Raw genomic sequence first — 17,475 nt, 5'->3', positions numbered from 1 at the left:
ACCTCTGGCACTTATTAAATATCAGGGGCTATTTCTATACGATTTCGTCCATGTGTTTTGGCAATGTATAAGGCTCTATCTGCACGCTCAACTAAAACAGTACTATTTGTAAATGGCCGTAAAATTGCTAAGCCAAAACTTGCTGAAATAGCACGTTTTGCAGTTACATCATGCTTTTTACGAATCGCCAATTTTGCTATTGCTAAACGAATACAATCTGCAAATGCTATTATATCGTTAATAGTGTCAAAGTAGGCTGTTATGCAAAACTCCTCGCCACCGTATCTATACACATTTGCAGCTTCAGTTGTATTTTCTCTCACTTTTTTAGCAACTAGCCTAAGCACTTCATCACCCTTTTGATGGCCAAAATCATCGTTAAAGCGCTTAAAATGATCAATATCAAACATAATGAGTACGGCAAGAGAGTCTTCTTGCGCTTGCTCTGAGTATTCGAGGCAAAAGTTTACAATATCAGAATCAAACTTACCTCGATTATAAAAACCCGTAAGCGTGTCGGTATCGGCTGCTTCCTTTGAAATATTGAGTGCTTCTTTTAAATCTTTTATTTCATTGTAGGCAACGGCTAATTTAGTCTGAAACTCCCGAGCATAATCTTGCATTGCAATAGAATCGTCGGTTAAACGCTCAACACAACCTAGTATCTCATTGTAAGAGTTTACATCAACAAGCATATTTAATTCATTTTGTGAGTCAACTAAACTCGTCGTAAAGCTTTTAGAGTGATCAAGCGTTGTGCTTATATCTTGCTGAACTTGCTCCATAGTTGTATGAAATTTTTCAGTCATTTCTTGAAAAAAAACGAGATCGTCTTGCGTTAAATGTTTATCAAAAATTTCTTTTGCTTTGTCTTGTGAACATGTTTGTTGCAGAGCAATAACATGGTCTAACTCAGCATTTAATGAAGGTTTGTTTCCTTGAATATAACAGTACCAAATTGCATAGTTGATGGGTGTAACCGGCATTCGGTATTTTACCATCAAAGGAATCGCCTTTTTTAGGCATTGAGCAGAATGAGCAAGTGATACGGCGTGGTTCATAAATAAACTCTCAAGCGTCATTGTTTTTATTATTAGCGCTCAATGTTAAGTAATAGTAAACTTATACGCAACCTATATTCATACTATTTAACTAACTTGCTTATTCTCTGCGCGCATTAAATCGCTTTTGCATCTAAAGTTTGCGCAATATTCCACAAAGCACTGATTGCAGGGTCATTTAACTCTTTCCTTAATACTGCCAAACCAATATCAAACCCATCAGGCGCTTGCATTTTTGGTGTTAGTATTTGTACTTTATCTTGCAGCGGGCTGTTATCTAGCACTATTTTAGGGACCATTGCGACACCTAATCCTAAGCTCACCATAGATACCATTGCTTCGTGCCCAGCAACCTGTGCGTAAATTTTCCCGTGAATATTATTTTTGCGCCACCAGTGTTCTAACCTTTGGCGAGAAAAACCTTGTTCTGGCACAATAAATTCTAAATCAGACCAATTAATGTCATCACTATTGTGTGTTAATTTTTCTGTGATCGGACATTGAATTTTTGGTCCAATTAATAAAAGCGGAGAGTGCCCTATATCTACAAAAGCAATTTGCGTCGGTAACTTATTTGGCTTAGCTGCAATAGCCATTAATTCATGCCCATCTAACACACGGTTTATAGCAAGTGCAGGGTCGCCTGTATTTAATGTTATTTCTATATACTGATGCTGCGCACGAAGCTGCTCTAATATTTGATGTAAAAAACTATAAGATGCAGTAACCGAGCAATAGATACTTACTTTGCCGTAAATATGTTGCTGTGGGTCTTTCACATTCGTTTTAAAACGCTGCCAATTAGCAAGCGTTGCTGTGGCGTAATCAATAAATGACTCACCCTCACGCGTTAATTTAACACTGCGGTTATCGCGTACAAATAATGCAACACCTACCTCTTCTTCCAAGTGTTTTATATTGCGGCTCAAAGTGGGTGCGCTTATATGACAAAGCTCGCTTGCGCGTCCAAAATGAAGTGTTTTAGCCAGTGCTAAAAAGTAGTTTAAATGTTTATGATCCATGCCAAACCCAGTATTTCATATTATGAAACACTTTAATTCAAATATATCATTTTACGCAAGCAACGATTTTACATATGGTGTTTGTAAGCGCAATAAACATTGCGCATCTAACAAACATGACTTTATAGGACACTAACAATGGCGAATTATTTCAATACCTTACCTTTACGCGAGCAATTAGCGCAATTAGCGCAATGTGAATTTATGGACGCAGGCGAATTTGCCGATGGCGTTGACGCACTTAAAGGTAAAAAACTAGTTATTGTAGGCTGTGGCGCACAAGGTTTAAACCAAGGCTTAAACTTACGTGACTCTGGTTTAGATGTTTCTTACACATTACGTGCTTCAGCTATTTCTGAGCGTCGCCAATCATTTTTAAATGCGTCTGAAAACGGCTTTACTGTTGGTACTTATGAAGAATTAATTCCTACCGCTGACGTAGTACTTAACTTAACACCAGATAAACAACATACCGCTGTAGTAAGTGCAATTATGCCACTTATGAAAAAAGACTCTACACTTGCTTACTCTCATGGTTTTAATATCGTTGAAGAAGGCATGCAAGTACGTGAAGACATTACTGTAATCATGGTTGCACCTAAGTGTCCTGGTTCTGAAGTACGTGAAGAATACAAACGCGGTTTTGGTGTGCCAACTCTGATCGCAGTTCACCCAGAAAATGACCCTCAAGGCCTTGGTTTAGCACAAGCTAAAGCGTATGCAGCGGGTACTGGCGGACATCGCGCAGGTGTACTTAAATCATCATTTATTGCTGAGGTTAAGTCTGACCTAATGGGCGAGCAAACCATTTTATGTGGCATGTTACAAACTGGCTCTATTTTATGTTTTGATAAAATGGTAGAAAAAGGCGTTGATGCGGGTTATGCATCAAAACTAATTCAATACGGCTGGGAAGTAATTACCGAAGCACTTAAGTACGGCGGCGTTACTAACATGCTTGACCGCCTTTCAAACCCAGCAAAAGTAAAAGCGTTTGAACTAAGTGAAGAGCTAAAACTAATTATGCGCCCGCTTTATAATAAGCATCAAGATGACATCATCGACGGCACTTTCTCACGCACTATGATGGAAGACTGGAATAACGATGACGTAAACTTACTTAAATGGCGCGCAGAAACAGCAGAAACTAACTTTGAAAAGACCCCTGCTGGCGATGTAGAAATCTCTGAACAAGAATTTTTTGATAACGGTATTTTAATGGTAGCAATGGTTAAAGCAGGTGTTGAACTTGCATTTGAAACCATGACAGCAGCCGGCATTATTGAAGAGTCGGCCTACTACGAGTCATTACACGAAACGCCATTAATCGCCAATACTATTGCGCGTAAAAAGCTTTTTGAAATGAACCGTACTATCTCTGATACTGCAGAATACGGCTGTTATTTATATAACCATGCATGTTTACCATTACTTGCTGATTTTATGAAAAACGTTGATACAGACATTATCGGTAAAGGCCTTGGCGAGCACAGTAACCAAGTTGATAACCAAACATTAATTCAAATTAACGCTGCATTGCGCGAACACCCAGTTGAAAAAGTAGGTGCTAAATTACGTGGCTACATGTCAGCAATGAAAAAGATTGTTTAACCCTAAACAATAAATGTTTCGCTTGTTAGAAACCAAGCCCGTATGCTTTTTGCATGTGGGCTTTTTTATGCCTGTTAATAAAACTTTAATCAATCTGGTATATCTTTGCCTATTCTGCTTAGCCAATATTTAGTTCCAAATAAATAATGTGCTAATATGTTTTTCTATTTAGTTGTAAAATTAATTAATATCATGACGATACAAAATCTTTCGATCACTCAAAAAATCACAGCTTTAGGCAGTGTTATTGCTATATGCGTAGCCGCACTGATTGGTTTGACTTCCCTACACAGCTCAGAGGATATTATTGAGCGACGTATGATTGAGTCAGAGCTCCCTAGTAAACTGCAAACAATCAGTAATCACATAGGCGGTGAAATCAACGAGTTACTCGGTGCTGCTCAGCAACTATCATCAAACGAATTTATTTTACAATGGGCTCAATCAAACAACCAAGACGATACATTACTATTAAAAGAATTAAATCGCGTTGCCCAGCAATACGATTTAGCCACAGCATCTTGGGCAAATAGAGACACTGCACAGTACTGGAACCAGAATGGGTTTTTGCGTGTGTTAAAAAACGATGCAGCCGATGGCTGGTTCTTTGCTTTTAAGCAATCAAAACAACCTTACTCTATCAGTATTTATCAAGAGTCAGCCAATGATGTGAAAATGTTTGTAAATCATCAGCAAGCTAATGGGACTGGTTTAGCAGGTCTTGCAAAAAGCATCACTGATATGCAAAAGCTATTACAGCAATTTAAAATTGAGCAAACAGGCTTTGTATTCATTGCAGATAAAAGTGGATTGATTCAGCTTCATAAAGATGCAAGTAAAGTAGCTAAAGCAAACATTGATGATTTATATACTGCAAATATTCACAGCCAACTATTTAATAGTAATGGCTTTGCACTAGAAGAAATTAATTTAAATGGCGAACCGACACTTGTAGCTGCTATGCCTATTAAAAACACCGATTTATATGTTGTAGCCCAAGTGCCAAAAAGTGAAGTTTTCGCAAGCGTAAACACCCTGCAATGGCAAATATTTACTTTTACGGTAATTACAGCATTGGTTGCGAGTTTAATCAGTTATTTGCTTGCTCGCTCACTTTCATCTCCACTTTCTAAAATGGCTGAGTTATTTTCACGCTTAGGCTCTGGCGATGCAAATTTAGCATACCGCTTACCAGAATCGAGCCAACCAGAGCTTAACAATCTAAGTAACGGCTTTAACCAGTTTATAAATAAAATAGAAACAGCGATTACTCAAGTTGCGAGCGAAAGTCACGATATTAGAAAAAGCTCTGATCATGTATTTGAACAAGCAAAACGGAACTCCCAAGCAATAGACAACCAAAAAGAACAAACAATATCTGTCGCAGCAGCAATCAACGAAATGGGCGCTACAGTACAAGAAATAGCGCAAAGCGCAGCAAATACAGCTAAGTTAACCGATAACAGCCGCGAAAATACTATTCAAAGCCATAAACAAGTACTCCAAAGCCAAGCAACTATATCAGCCCTTGCCAGCGATATTGATGGCATAACAGAGCAAGTTACTTTGCTTTCTAAAAAAACGGTTGATATTGCAAGTATTGTTGACTCAATTAGAGGCATATCGGATCAAACTAATCTACTTGCTTTAAATGCTGCAATTGAATCTGCTCGCGCAGGTGAACACGGACGCGGCTTTGCTGTTGTTGCTGATGAAGTACGTGCACTGGCAAACCGTACATCGCAATCAACCACCGAAATTCAATCTATGATTGAAGAGCTTACAAAAATATCTGATGATGTAGTTAATGATATTAGCCAATCGAAAGATAAAGCTCAGCAAAGCGTTGGTGCAATGCAAAGCTCTGTTGAATTACTTGATACGATAACCGAAACAGCAAATCAAATAAACGATATGGCTACGCTTATAGCGACTGCAACTGAGCAGCAAAGTAATGTGGTTGCCGATGTAAGTCGTAATATTGAGCAAATTAGCGAAATTAGCGATAAAGCAATGAGCGAACAAATCAATACAGAGCAAGCGATTCGCGACTTAGCCAACAGTGCACAAACACTTGATGCGCTTGTAGCTACCTTTGAACAGCATCGCTAAGCAGCTCTGATATTACACGCCAGCTATGAGCATAAGCTATATTCGAAGATAGTTTTTGCTCATAACGAATATGCTTAATTTACACAAACTAAGTACTTTTGCTATCGCCAGTATTAAATGCTAAAACGTACGCTTCCTTTTTAGCTCTAGGGAGCTTTTTTAATTGATACTCAAGCTTACTTGCTTCACTTTTATTACCTACTTGTTGTTGATGGATAAGTAAAAGAGGCCCTTTTCCTCTAAGGTTTTTAGCCCCTTTACCAGCTTGATGAGTTGCAAAGCGTTTTTCAACATTAGTCGTGATCCCTGTGTACCAATGACCAAATCGTGTTTCAACTATATATAAAAACCAAGTAGACTCAGTTTTTAAAATATTCGTTTCAATATGCTGTAAACTTTTTTCATTATCAGTGGTCAAAACATTACCTTAACGCCCTTAACATAAAACAATTGCTTAAAAGGGTTTTACCTTCAGTGACTAATCGGTATCATGCAGATTATAAAAAATAAGGATCACAACTAACAATGCAGTCGTTAAAAACTTTTTCTCTTTGGCTTATCGTCGCTTTAACACTTAGCTCAGCAGCAGGTTGCTCTAGCTGGGTATACCGAATTAACATTCCACAAGGTAACTTTTTAGAGCAATCGGATGTTGAAAAACTTCGTGTAAATATGACCCGAGAGCAAGTTGTTTATGTATTAGGTAGACCTATTGCCGAGGACGCCTTTGATAACAATACTTGGCGCTATATTTACAGCTTTAATAAAGGCCGTAAAAACGAACAAAATAAAGAGTTAGTAATTAACTTTGAAAATGAAAAGTTAGTTTCAATCTCAGGTGATTATGACCAACCTGAAAACTTTACTACACCGCTAGAGCAATAAACGTCTCAGGTAGTAAAAAAGGTGAGCATGGCTCACCTTTTTTATTGGTTTACTTAAAAAGCTTTTACCATTTTAAAAGACGTTAGCGTGTGATTTAATCTGTTAAATTGTTCGAAGTTTATGCCGATTGGTATTACTTCTCGAGTGGGCGACCACCCGTTATTTTATTTGCACGCCCCTCTTCTTTTGCTTTTTCTGCACGTTTTCTGCGGGCATCTTTAGGATCTGCAATTAGTGGACGGTATATTTCTATACGGTCACCGTCTTTTAATTCATAGTTAGCTTTTACAGTTCGATTCCACACACCTAACGTTAGCGATGTGGCATCTATTTCTGGGCACATTTCTATAATACCTGACTGAATAACAGCTTGCTCGACTGTAGTCCCTTGTGGCACTTCAATTGATAAACACGTGGCCGTGGTCGGTAATGCAAAGACCACTTCAACATTAATCATACTCGCGCTCCATAAACCTGTTTTGCACGTTGAGTAAATGCACTCACCATATTTTTTGCTACATCGTTAAAAATCTTTCCAAAGGCAAGCTCTATTAACTTACTTGAAAATTCAAACTCTAGGTGCAAATGAACCTTACATGCTTTGGCGTCAAGCTCTTGAAAATGCCAGCGCCCTTTTAAGGTCTTAAACGGGCCATCAACAAGGCGCAGTAACACGGTTTGCTCATCAACAAAGGTGTTTTCGGTGGTAAACCACTTTTTTATACCCGCCTTAGATATTTCTAAACTCGCGGTCATGTTATTATCGTGCTGTGAAACAATTTTTGAGTCTGAGCAATTTGGTAAAAACTGTGAATAAGCTTCTACATCATTAACTAGATCAAACATCTCTTTAGTGCTGTACATAACCAGCGCACTTTTTTCTATTTGTGGCATACTCACTCCCAACTGTGTGGGCGAATTTTAGCAAGCTTTGCGCGTTTCCCCAAATTTTCATGCTGCTTAAATTAAAGCTAAATTTTTAAAAGCATTATTAAAAAATCGATGTAAAACATCTCACATTACGTATATTATAGGGCACTATGGCTAAGAAAAATTCATCAAAATCGACAAGTAATACCATCGCGCTAAACAAAAAAGCGCGACATGAGTATTTTTTACACGATAAGTTTGAAGCGGGTGTTGAACTACAAGGCTGGGAAGTTAAAAGTATCCGAGCTGGTAAAGTAAATATCACAGAAACTTATATTCATCTTAAAAATGGCGAAGCATTTTTACTTGGCAGTCAAATTCAGCCACTTATAAGTGCATCGACCCATGTAATTTGCGACCCGCTACGTTATCGTAAATTGCTATTAAGCAGACGCGAACTTGACCGTTTATTCGGTGCAACAGAGCGCGATGGCTATTCTTTAATAGCTACAGCGATGTACTGGAAAAAATGCTGGGTAAAACTTGAGTTTCATTTGGCAAAAGGTAAGAAATTACACGACAAACGCGAAGACGGTAAAGATAAAGACTGGTCGCGTGAAAAAGAACGCTTAATGAAGCATAAAGCATAATTAAAAACGCCTAATTTATTAGGCGTTTTTAATTTCACCTATATAAAAGCTCAAATAATACCAATTCTCTTAATTAAATAATCTACTTTGAAATAAGAAAATCGTATCGATAACAAGACAAAACTTGTTATACCAATCTGCTTATATATGGGGTCTATTTAACGTTAAGAAAATTACGCTAGAACTAGGCAAAAATTTTTATATCTAGTTGTTCTAAATAAAAAATTTTTAACGACGTTATAGTGCAATTTAATTCGTTAAATTGATCAAAGATTTATGCAGGTTGGTATTACTTAGCCATTATCAGCAATTACTCCTGCATTACCCCACCTCCTGTATCTAGCAGTCGTAAATCAGAAAATTTCAATGCCTTTAGCATCAACTTTAACCCCTCAAATTGATTAAGTATTACTGCGAATTGGTATTACATAATTGAATAAATTAAAAGTATAAAAACAAACATAAGTTTTAATTTATAGAAATAAATTATTACAAATTATTTCTATCATTAGCTATTCCACACATGGCTTCATGTAGCTATATGACAATTATTAACCCTATGTCCTATTCACGCTTAGTTTCACCTAGAAAACAAAGTATAAATAAGGTCATAAAACCCACAAAAAAGCATTGAAACTAATACTTAAATCACAAATTAAGCTAATTGCTAACACTTAAGTTACATGATATTAATACCCGCGCTTGTTAAGCAAATAATTTTATAATATATCAACAAGGACTTAAGGATGAAGCAATCAACTGCATTTACACCAAGCATTATTGTGGGCGCAACACTCGCATTATCAGCAGGTTTTACAACAACAGCCTACGCAGCAGAAGAAGCTAAAAAAGTAGAGCGAATTCAGGTTACTGGTTCTCGTATTAAGCGAACTGATATTGAAGGGCCTTCTCCGGTACAATCAATCGGTAGAGCTGAAATCGAAAACATGGGTTACGATAATTTACAGCAACTTCTAGAAAGAATGCCTGTAGCAGGTAGCGGTACTTTCTCTACTCGTGGTAACAACCAAGATTCAACCGCTAACGGTTCAGCTGCAGTAAGCTTACGTGGCTTAGGAGCCGATGCAACACTGGTATTAATTAATGGTCGCCGTGTATCAATTAGTGCCTTTGCTGAAGGTATCACCAACTCATTTGTAGATATTAACAGTATTCCTGTTTCTGCTATTGAGCGTATCGACATACTAAAAGATGGCGCTTCAGCTATCTATGGCTCAGATGCAGTAGCGGGTGTAGTTAACGTTATCTTAAAGAAAGATATTGATGGTGTTGAGATTAACCTAGGCTATGGCGGTACGGATGGTCCAAATTATGAAGAAACAACAGCAAGCCTAGTTTGGGGTACAACAAGCGAAAAAAGTAGTGCATCTGTTATTATCGATTACTTTAAAAACACATCTCTTTCTTCTGATGAAATGGGCAGCCTTGGCACTGCAAACCAAGCACCTTATGGTGGTGAAGATTTCCGTTCATCTCGTGGTTTCCCAGGCTACTTTTATGTGGATGGCGTTAAAACAATCGACCCTGCCTGTCCTGCTGAAAATGCAACTTCAAGTGGTAGCTGTTTATTTGATTACGGCCCATATGGATATGTTGCCCCAGCATCTGAGCGTGTAGGCGCTATTTCACAATTTGAATACCGCTTTGATAACGGCATTACTGGCTTTTTAGAAATGGCTGTTCAGCATAACAGCTCTGTCGCTGCAGGTGCACCAACACCACTTGATGAAGATGCAGGCCTTACGGTACCCGCTAATCACCCAAACAATCCATTTGGTGAAGACATTCAAATTGGTCGTTACCGTACAGTAGATGCAGGCGCTCGCCAATGGGACATTGAGTCAGACACCTTACGCTTTGTTGCAGGGTTAAAAGGCGAAATAAACGATTGGAGCTGGGAGACAGCGGTACAAAAAGGTCGCAGTAAATCACTACAAACAGGCGATCGTACACAAGGCTGGGTACGCACCGATTTCTTACAACAAGAAATTGATGCCGGTAACTATAATCCATTCGGTGGCACATATAACGACCCAGCTGTAATTGACAGAATCACAACTAGCTTAGTGCGTCGCGGTGAGTCTCATATGACCTCTTTTGACGCTAACATTACAGGTGAAGCGTTTAGTTTTGGTGGCGAAGCTGTAATGATGGCCGCCGGTATTGAGTACCGTGAAGAAGATGTAAATGATATCCCTGATGATCAATTTCAACGTGGCTTAATATTTGGTACTGAATCAGTATCAGCTTCTGCTGATCGTGAACAATACGCTGCATATGTTGAGTTCTCAATCCCACTTGCTGAAAACCTCGAACTACAATTAGCCGGTCGTTACGATGATTATAGCGACTTTGGTACAACAACAAATCCAAAAATAGCTCTGCGCTGGGCACCGACTGATGAAGTAACGGTTCGTGGTTCTTGGGCGCAAGGCTTTAGAGCGCCTTCGTTAGCGCAAATAGGCTTAGGTCCATCACAAAAAAGCCAATTTTTTGTTGATACACAGCGCTGTGAACAAACAGGATTAGATTGCCAAGCACTTGATTACAACATTGAGTTCTCTGGTAACCCTGATTTACAAGCAGAAGAGTCAGAATCATGGAACGTGGGCGTTATCTGGGCACCAACAGCTGAGTTTGGTTTAAGTGTTGATGTATGGAGCATTACTCAAGATAATAAAATCGATGAAGAAGAATTTGGTCCTATTTATGCTGCAGAATGTGGTAACCAAAATAGTACCGTATGTGTTCGTTTAGCTCCTACAGGCGGAGCAAGCTTAGGCACAATACAAAAAATACACAGCACATTTAAAAATTTATCATCGCAAGAAGTGTCTGGTGTTGATGTTTCAGCAAACTATAACCACTCTCTTGATGACTTAGGTTTACTTAAATTTAATTTAGAGTGGGCATATCAAGATAAGTTTGAAAAAGATGGTCGTGATTACACGGGTGAATATGGCTACCCAGAGCATCGCTTTATTTTCTCAACCAACTGGGAAATTGGTGAGTTTAACACCAATGTAAATATCAGTTATGTAGGCGAATTTGAAGATACGCCTGATATCGACTTTGATGGCAATTTAGACTTTGATAGCAATACTTCACGTATGATTGACTCGCAAACGCTTGTTGATTTACAAACGTCGTACCGTATTACTGAATCAGCTAAAATATCTTTAGGTGTTAATAACTTATTTGATGAAGAGCCACCATTTGCAATTGGTGATGGCGATGGCGATTTATACGGTTATGCATCAGCTGTGCATAATCCTCGTGGCCGCTACTTGTACACTAAAGTAAGCTTTTCTTTCTAAATAAAAGACACAAAAAAACCGCCAATTGGCGGTTTTTTTATTTAAAACTAAGGGCTAAATTATAGCTCGCCTTCGTTTTCAGATAAGAACTTAGCAACGCCTTCAGGGCTTGCGTCCATACCTTTTTTACCTTCAGTCCAACCAGCAGGACATACTTCACCGTGTTCAGTGTGGAACGCTAGCGCGTCAACCATGCGAAGCATTTCGTCGATGTTACGACCTAGTGGTAAATCGTTCACTACTTGGTGACGTACATTGCCTTCTTCGTCGATTAAGAATGAACCACGAAATGCAACACCTGCTTCTGGATGCTCAACGTCATACGCTTTACAAATTTCGTGTTTAACATCTGCAACTAGTGCGTATTGAACTTTACCAATACCGCCGTCTGCAACAGCAGTGTTACGCCATGCGTTATGTGAGAATTGTGAATCGATAGAAACACCAATTACTTCTACGCCACGCTTTTGAAACTCTTCAAAACGCTTATCAAATGCAATAAGTTCAGAAGGACATACAAACGTGAAATCTAGTGGGTAAAAGAAGATAACTGCTTTTTTACCTTTAATTGTTTCATGAAGGTTATAGCTATCTACAATTTCACCGTTACCAAGAACAGCTGCAGCGGTAAAGTCTGGTGCCTGGCGGCCTACTAATACACCCATTTTATTCTCCAAATATTTTGAGTTTGTTTTCAATTGCTTTCGCAATGCTGGTACTTATATGGGCGCTAAAAATTAAAAACCAATAGCGAACACATATAATTAATTGGCATTCTAAAGTTATTCACTACAAAAGAACAATCGCATTTAACGATGTGAGCAATCGAAAATAACGAACACTTACAACTTGCACTAATCTGCTTGAATAATAGGTCTATTTTGAAGTGTAAATTGCGTTGTAATTAGATAGAACTTTTGACGTTACTGAAGAAAGCTTAATACATTAAATTGTTTAAAAATTCATATAATGCGGTATTAATTTTTACAGCTACAAAAAAACCTGCAAATGCAGGTTTCTCGTTTAAATTTAATCCATTATATCTGAGGGCATATCGCCTCGAATTTTTTGCCAAATCTCACCTGTTTGATGACCGTATTTACGCATCATCGAAATAGCACCATCGTGCTCTTTATTTTCTGCCAAGATTGTTAAATCTTTATAAAACTGACGAGCAAGTTCACGAGTTCCGGCATCAGAGAAGTAATGACAACCAATCTTTGAATAAAAGCCTCTAAAACCGTTGAGTATTAATACATAAATACGGTTATTACCCGCAACGGCTAATTCGTGATGAACTTTATAATCGTAGTCAGCAAATGCCTGCGCAGTGTCTTCTAGCTCATGACTTTGTGATAAAATTTCAATTACACGTTCAGGATTTAACTTAATTGCAGCACGTGTATAAATAGCACTGATATTAGTACGTGCAGATAAAAGCTGATCTGTCAGCTCTGGCATCTTGTCTTCATCTAAGCGCGCTAGTGTTTCAAGAATATTTAAGCCAGACGTCTCCCAAAAGTTATTTACTTTTGTTGGTTTACCATGCTGAATTGTTAACCAACCATCACGTGCTAAACGCTGTAATACTTCTCTCAAGGTCGTTCTTGTTACACCAATTAACTCTGAAAGTTCTCGCTCGGCAGGTAGAATTGAACCTGGAGGGAAATCGCCGTTCCAAATAGATTCAACTATATATTCTTCAGCAAATCCTGCTGGGCTTTTCGCTTTAAAAATTCTCATCCAGTTCCCACTCGAATTAATCAACACTCATCGTTTTACACGAATAACTGACTGATTGTACCAGACGAAGCATAACTAACAAGTAAAGTCAGATATATTAATAAGCAAATGAGTAGAAATTAAAGATTAATAAATAATAAAATTTAGGTTTTTCTAATATCGCTACAATGTATAAATATACAGAGCAATATTCATTGTAGGTACATTGTAATTATTGGTATTTTTATTTACACCATACTTAGCTGAATCAACTTAATACACATAAGTAAATTAAAAAGGAACACCTATGCAACAGAGCGTTCTAACAGCAACTTTAAAGAAGTGATTAGGCAATGCACCAATGTTGTATAAGTAAGCGATATAACTTAGCTTATGTATCAATGGGAACTAAGTAGAGCGCCATGTAACCTCTGCTGAGGCTGTATTGAGTAGTCAATAATTTCATCTTATAAAAAGCGACTTCGGTAGCTTTTTTTTCCTTTTTGTTGCCGCATACATTATCCTAGGTCATAATCTAACATCTTATTTAAACGCGGAATTTTTATGAACTGGCTTGCGCAATTACCCACCCAACGTACCCCGTGGCTTTTATTTACAGCTATCGTTTTTTTACTTGAAGTGACCGCCCTTTTCTTTCAATACCAAATGGGATTGGCGCCTTGCATAATGTGCATATATCAACGTACCGCTGTACTGGGTTTATTAGGTGCAGGCATTGTAGGTTCGACTAAACCACAGAGCAAAGCAGTTCGTATATTAGCGTATGTAATTTGGGGTGTATCGAGTGTTTGGGGATACCTTATAGCTCGCGAGCATATTGATATGCAAACCACCACAGACCCTTTTGCATTTAGCTGTGAGTTTGAACCAAACTTCCCATCGTTTATGCCGTTACACGAATGGATACCTAGCTTTTTTCAGGCGACCGGGGATTGTGGAAATATAGATTGGCAGTTTATTGGTTTGAGCATGCCTGCTTGGATGGAAATTATATTTGCGCTATTCTCAATCACTTTGTTTGCTTTAGTGATTAGCCGCTTAATAACAAAAAAATCGATTTAATATGTTTACCTTTTTTTCAAGCCAATTAGATGATCTTAAATACTTAAAAGTGCGCAAGCGCCAGGACGTAATAGCACTTTCGTTAAGTATGTTATCGCCAACTGATAAAGTGTTACTACGTATTATTAAATTAATATTACTAAGTCCACTATTTTTAATATTCACGGTATTTAAAGGTTGGATATTAATCCCGTTTTTGATACTTGGTGGGCTTTGCTATCCGCTATTAACAACACCTATTGAAATTAACTTTGCTAAAAAGCACTTAAGCGATGCATTAAAACAATTTAATCAGGGCGCATAGCGCCCTGATTATTACTTAATAGCTTTAAAGTGAAATTTTCCCCTCTAATTTAGCTAATAGTTTTTTACCAATTCCTTTAACTTGCGATAAATCACTGACGCTTTTAAATTCACCGTTTTCTTCACGATAATCCACAATTGCCTGCGCTTTTTTCTTACCTATACCCGGTAGCTTAGCAAGCATATCTGCATCAGCATTATTTATACTAATTGTCTCAACTTGAGGCATTTGCTTGGTTACTTCCGATAGTTGTGCATATACGGTAGTTGCAGGTAGTAAGCATAATAAGCTTATGATGAGTAAATTTTTTAACGTTTTCATTAAACTTGCCCTTATTCTTCTTTTCTTAATTTTGAGTATTGCTCAGGAAATCAATAAATAAGGAACTGTAAAGTTCATCACTTAAAGTGTACCTAAGCGCATTATCACTATGATCCGAAATCCTGAAAATGCAGCTGGTACAACAAGTGATTGCTTAACTAAAGTAAAGTTACCGTTTTTTGTCAAATTTAAGACACCTAAAAATTAATACTTCACGCTTGCAAATTTACTTACAAACCATTACTGTACATAAAAACAGTAATCTAATGGTTTTTACAAACCACGGTGCCAAGCAATTTTGCAGGAGAAATCATGGCTGTTGTTGTTAAATATGTTGTAGAACGAAACGGAGTCGAGCGTATGACGTTTACTACCAAAAAAGAAGCTGATGCTTATGACAAGATGCTCGATATAGCAGAATCACTTGAGCTAATGCTAGAAAAGGTAGACGTACCGCTTAGTGAGCAACAAATTGAATCACTTGCTTTAGAAATAGCGAAAAGCAAAGATGACTTTATGACTATATTAAAGGGCGGCAAAGATCCCGTTGTTGCCAAAGCGCCAACAAAAAGTAAAAAGTCAGATAATGTTGCATCAATTGAAGATAGCAACGATAAAAAAGCAAGTTAATTCGTAGATTGCCCTTTCCTCGGACGGGACAAACTAAATAAAAAAGGGAGCAACTAAGTTGCTCCCTTTTTTATTATACCAATTCACTTAATTAAGTGATCTATTTTGAGGGTAAAAAAACGTGTTGATAGCTAGGCAAAAAATTCGATATTTAGTTGTTCTAAATGATAATTTTTTAACGCCAGTAGCGACACATTAGCCCCGCAAAATGATTAAGTATTATTGCGGATTGGTATTAATTACTACTCATTCAAAAATGAGTAGTAATTGCTATTTAAAGCTCTTTTTCTACTTCATCAAATAAAGCGGTAATGTTTTGCTCTGGCTCTTTTGTAGCTAAGCTAACAACAACAATTGCGATACTAGATAAAATAAAGCCAGGTACTATTTCGTACATAAAGCTACTTAAGCTTTCACCATTAATAGTAAACGGACCATAAACCCAAACAAGCACTGTAAACGCACCTACTAACATACCCGATAACGCACCGGCAAAATTCATACGTTTCCAGTAAAGGCTGAACAGTACCAATGGACCGAAAGCAGCACCAAAGCCTGCCCATGCATTACTTACTAGGTCTAAAATAGAGCTATCTCTGTCGTAAGCTAAGTAAATAGCAAACATAGCCACTACGGCAACGCTAATTCGACCAACAGTAACTAATTCAAAGTCGCTAGCATCTTTACGTAAAAATGTTTTATATAAATCTTCAGTCAATGAACTTGAGCTTACTAGCAATTGCGATGAGATAGTACTCATGATAGCAGCCAAAATTGCAGCTAGTAAAAAGCCAGCAATAAGTGGGTGGAACAATAACTCAGAAAGAATTAGGAAAATCGTTTCAGGATCTTCAACTACAATATTATTTTCATAAGTATAAGCAGCACCAAATATACCAGTACCAACAGCACCAAGGGCAGCAACAATCATCCATGTCATACCAATACGGCGAGCTTTAGGCATATCCTTAACACTACGTACCGACATAAAACGAACGATGATATGTGGTTGACCAAAATAACCTAAACCCCATGCCATTGCAGAAATAATACCCAATGCAGAGCCTGCTCCAATCCAGTTAAGCATATCTGGATTTACACTATGTAAAGTAGATTCTAGAGGTTGTTCAAGTAAAGAGTATGCAACAGTAGGCACTAGAATCAGTGCGATGAACATAATACAACCTTGCACGAAATCAGTTAAGCTAACCGCTAAAAAACCACCAAACAAAGTGTATAAAACAACGACACCCGTTGTAATGTATAAACCCACTTCATAACTTAAACCAAATGAGCTTTCAAACAATTTTCCGCCGGCTACAACACCAGATGACGTGTAAAGAGTAAAGAAGACTATAATCACAACAGCTGATACAACACGTAATAAGTTTGACTTATCATTGAAGCGATTTGAGAAGTAATCTGGGATTGTTATAGAGTCATTTGCTTTTTCAGTGTACACACGTAATCTAGGTGCAACTAACAGATAATTTAACCAAGCACCAATCACCAAACCAATTGCTATCCATGTACTACTAAAACCAGTAACAAACATCGCACCAGGTAGGCCCATTAAAATCCAGCCACTCATGTCAGATGCACCTGCAGATAGTGCAGCAACACTTGGTGATAGATTTCGTCCACCTAACATGTAACCTGATACATCGCCAGTAGATTGCTTATATGCATATAGTCCGATACCTAACATTACAACAAAATATAATGCTAGTGAAATAATCATTCCTGTTTCCAAATTAGCCTCCGCATAATTATTAATAACAGGCTCTTGATCCGAATATTGACTCTTAAAATATTATAATAAAGACACTATTAGGATAAAAACCATTCTCGCTGACTATATCATGC

The 17,475-nt window shown here is 37.8% G+C and carries 17 protein-coding genes; 8 read left to right on the top strand and 9 right to left on the bottom strand.

What is annotated here, in order from left to right; genetic code table 11:
• Positions 1–14: 14 nt before the first annotated feature.
• Together I6F54_RS11335 and ilvY are read right to left on the bottom strand one after the other, a co-directional pair.
• On the bottom strand, positions 15–1,061 hold the full coding sequence (locus I6F54_RS11335) for a GGDEF domain-containing protein (RefSeq protein ID WP_193371818.1): 1,047 nt from the start codon (positions 1,059–1,061) through the stop codon (positions 15–17).
• 116 nt (positions 1,062–1,177) lie between these two features.
• Complete coding sequence (gene ilvY, locus I6F54_RS11330; RefSeq protein WP_197141431.1) at positions 1,178–2,083, bottom strand: HTH-type transcriptional activator IlvY; 906 nt, start codon at positions 2,081–2,083, stop codon at positions 1,178–1,180.
• 138 nt (positions 2,084–2,221) lie between these two features.
• Between ilvY and ilvC the strand changes: the two genes are divergently transcribed.
• Complete coding sequence (ilvC, locus tag I6F54_RS11325; RefSeq protein ID WP_024589917.1) at positions 2,222–3,694, top strand: ketol-acid reductoisomerase; 1,473 nt, start codon at positions 2,222–2,224, stop codon at positions 3,692–3,694.
• A 192-nt stretch (positions 3,695–3,886) separates the two neighbouring features.
• Positions 3,887–5,806: a methyl-accepting chemotaxis protein gene (locus I6F54_RS11320; protein ID WP_197118732.1), complete on the top strand. Its 1,920-nt coding sequence runs from the start codon at positions 3,887–3,889 to the stop codon at positions 5,804–5,806.
• 88 nt (positions 5,807–5,894) lie between these two features.
• Here I6F54_RS11320 and I6F54_RS11315 read toward each other — a convergent pair whose 3' ends face one another.
• The gene (locus tag I6F54_RS11315) at positions 5,895–6,224 is read right to left on the bottom strand and encodes a GIY-YIG nuclease family protein (RefSeq protein ID WP_165728714.1); all 330 of its coding nucleotides are present in this window, start codon (positions 6,222–6,224) and stop codon (positions 5,895–5,897) included.
• Between the two features lie 107 nt (positions 6,225–6,331).
• Here I6F54_RS11315 and I6F54_RS11310 point away from each other — a divergent pair, with 107 nt between their 5' ends.
• Positions 6,332–6,691, top strand: a complete 360-nt coding sequence (locus I6F54_RS11310; RefSeq protein ID WP_004335706.1) for an outer membrane protein assembly factor BamE — start codon at positions 6,332–6,334, stop codon at positions 6,689–6,691.
• 133 nt (positions 6,692–6,824) lie between these two features.
• On the opposite strand, the gene I6F54_RS11305 is transcribed toward I6F54_RS11310, so the two are convergent.
• Together I6F54_RS11305 and I6F54_RS11300 are read right to left on the bottom strand one after the other, a co-directional pair.
• On the bottom strand, positions 6,825–7,148 hold the full coding sequence (locus I6F54_RS11305) for an RnfH family protein (protein WP_197141429.1): 324 nt from the start codon (positions 7,146–7,148) through the stop codon (positions 6,825–6,827).
• A complete protein-coding gene (locus tag I6F54_RS11300) occupies positions 7,145–7,585 on the bottom strand; it encodes a type II toxin-antitoxin system RatA family toxin (protein ID WP_007584120.1) in 441 nt (146 codons plus the stop codon). Before I6F54_RS11300 ends, I6F54_RS11305 begins: the two co-directional genes overlap by 4 nt.
• A gap of 146 nt (positions 7,586–7,731) precedes the next feature.
• On the opposite strand from I6F54_RS11300, the gene smpB reads away from it, so the two are divergent.
• Positions 7,732–8,211 carry an SsrA-binding protein SmpB gene (smpB, locus tag I6F54_RS11295; RefSeq protein ID WP_010553883.1) on the top strand — a complete coding sequence of 160 codons (480 nt, stop codon included), beginning with the start codon at positions 7,732–7,734 and terminating at the stop codon, positions 8,209–8,211.
• A gap of 746 nt (positions 8,212–8,957) precedes the next feature.
• Positions 8,958–11,549: a TonB-dependent receptor gene (locus I6F54_RS11290; RefSeq protein ID WP_024608153.1), complete on the top strand. Its 2,592-nt coding sequence runs from the start codon at positions 8,958–8,960 to the stop codon at positions 11,547–11,549.
• 59 nt (positions 11,550–11,608) lie between these two features.
• Here the strand turns inward: I6F54_RS11290 and I6F54_RS11285 are convergent, their stop codons facing one another.
• Together I6F54_RS11285 and fadR are read right to left on the bottom strand one after the other, a co-directional pair.
• The gene (locus I6F54_RS11285; RefSeq protein ID WP_007378637.1) at positions 11,609–12,214 is read right to left on the bottom strand and encodes a peroxiredoxin; all 606 of its coding nucleotides are present in this window, start codon (positions 12,212–12,214) and stop codon (positions 11,609–11,611) included.
• A gap of 364 nt (positions 12,215–12,578) precedes the next feature.
• The gene (fadR, locus tag I6F54_RS11280; RefSeq protein ID WP_004335692.1) at positions 12,579–13,292 is read right to left on the bottom strand and encodes a fatty acid metabolism transcriptional regulator FadR; all 714 of its coding nucleotides are present in this window, start codon (positions 13,290–13,292) and stop codon (positions 12,579–12,581) included.
• A 543-nt stretch (positions 13,293–13,835) separates the two neighbouring features.
• Between fadR and dsbB the strand changes: the two genes are divergently transcribed.
• Both dsbB and I6F54_RS11270 read left to right on the top strand, forming a co-directional pair.
• On the top strand, positions 13,836–14,354 hold the full coding sequence (gene dsbB / locus I6F54_RS11275) for a disulfide bond formation protein DsbB (RefSeq protein WP_165728713.1): 519 nt from the start codon (positions 13,836–13,838) through the stop codon (positions 14,352–14,354).
• Between the two features lies 1 nt (position 14,355).
• The gene (locus tag I6F54_RS11270) at positions 14,356–14,658 is read left to right on the top strand and encodes a DUF6170 family protein (protein WP_197141427.1); all 303 of its coding nucleotides are present in this window, start codon (positions 14,356–14,358) and stop codon (positions 14,656–14,658) included.
• A gap of 24 nt (positions 14,659–14,682) precedes the next feature.
• Here I6F54_RS11270 and I6F54_RS11265 read toward each other — a convergent pair whose 3' ends face one another.
• Entirely contained in the window at positions 14,683–14,979 is a 297-nt protein-coding gene (locus I6F54_RS11265) for a ComEA family DNA-binding protein (RefSeq protein WP_165728711.1), read from the bottom strand.
• A 312-nt stretch (positions 14,980–15,291) separates the two neighbouring features.
• Between I6F54_RS11265 and I6F54_RS11260 the strand changes: the two genes are divergently transcribed.
• Positions 15,292–15,609, top strand: a complete 318-nt coding sequence (locus I6F54_RS11260; RefSeq protein WP_165742291.1) for a YebG family protein — start codon at positions 15,292–15,294, stop codon at positions 15,607–15,609.
• A 274-nt stretch (positions 15,610–15,883) separates the two neighbouring features.
• Here I6F54_RS11260 and putP read toward each other — a convergent pair whose 3' ends face one another.
• The gene (gene putP, locus I6F54_RS11255) at positions 15,884–17,362 is read right to left on the bottom strand and encodes a sodium/proline symporter PutP (RefSeq protein WP_165728709.1); all 1,479 of its coding nucleotides are present in this window, start codon (positions 17,360–17,362) and stop codon (positions 15,884–15,886) included.
• Positions 17,363–17,475: the final 113 nt, after the last annotated feature.

The organism is Pseudoalteromonas sp. SWXJZ10B (assembly GCF_015864475.1).
GTDB lineage: Bacteria > Pseudomonadota > Gammaproteobacteria > Enterobacterales > Alteromonadaceae > Pseudoalteromonas > Pseudoalteromonas arctica.
The sequence above is the reverse complement of the archived record's forward strand: the minus strand, read 5'-3'. Positions and strand labels throughout refer to the sequence as shown.

Excerpts from the sequence above, each read along its gene's own strand:
- I6F54_RS11335 (WP_193371818.1), bottom strand. The coding sequence starts at position 1,061 with ATGAACCACGCCGTATCACTTGCTCATTCTGCTCAATGCCTAAAAAAG.
- ilvY (WP_197141431.1), bottom strand. The coding sequence starts at position 2,083 with ATGGATCATAAACATTTAAACTACTTTTTAGCACTGGCTAAAACACTT.
- ilvC (WP_024589917.1), top strand. The coding sequence starts at position 2,222 with ATGGCGAATTATTTCAATACCTTACCTTTACGCGAGCAATTAGCGCAA.
- I6F54_RS11320 (WP_197118732.1), top strand. The coding sequence starts at position 3,887 with ATGACGATACAAAATCTTTCGATCACTCAAAAAATCACAGCTTTAGGC.
- I6F54_RS11310 (WP_004335706.1), top strand. The coding sequence starts at position 6,332 with ATGCAGTCGTTAAAAACTTTTTCTCTTTGGCTTATCGTCGCTTTAACA.
- I6F54_RS11305 (WP_197141429.1), bottom strand. The coding sequence starts at position 7,148 with ATGATTAATGTTGAAGTGGTCTTTGCATTACCGACCACGGCCACGTGT.
- I6F54_RS11300 (WP_007584120.1), bottom strand. The coding sequence starts at position 7,585 with ATGCCACAAATAGAAAAAAGTGCGCTGGTTATGTACAGCACTAAAGAG.
- smpB (WP_010553883.1), top strand. The coding sequence starts at position 7,732 with ATGGCTAAGAAAAATTCATCAAAATCGACAAGTAATACCATCGCGCTA.
- I6F54_RS11290 (WP_024608153.1), top strand. The coding sequence starts at position 8,958 with ATGAAGCAATCAACTGCATTTACACCAAGCATTATTGTGGGCGCAACA.
- I6F54_RS11285 (WP_007378637.1), bottom strand. The coding sequence starts at position 12,214 with ATGGGTGTATTAGTAGGCCGCCAGGCACCAGACTTTACCGCTGCAGCT.
- fadR (WP_004335692.1), bottom strand. The coding sequence starts at position 13,292 with ATGAGAATTTTTAAAGCGAAAAGCCCAGCAGGATTTGCTGAAGAATAT.
- dsbB (WP_165728713.1), top strand. The coding sequence starts at position 13,836 with ATGAACTGGCTTGCGCAATTACCCACCCAACGTACCCCGTGGCTTTTA.
- I6F54_RS11270 (WP_197141427.1), top strand. The coding sequence starts at position 14,356 with ATGTTTACCTTTTTTTCAAGCCAATTAGATGATCTTAAATACTTAAAA.
- I6F54_RS11265 (WP_165728711.1), bottom strand. The coding sequence starts at position 14,979 with ATGAAAACGTTAAAAAATTTACTCATCATAAGCTTATTATGCTTACTA.
- I6F54_RS11260 (WP_165742291.1), top strand. The coding sequence starts at position 15,292 with ATGGCTGTTGTTGTTAAATATGTTGTAGAACGAAACGGAGTCGAGCGT.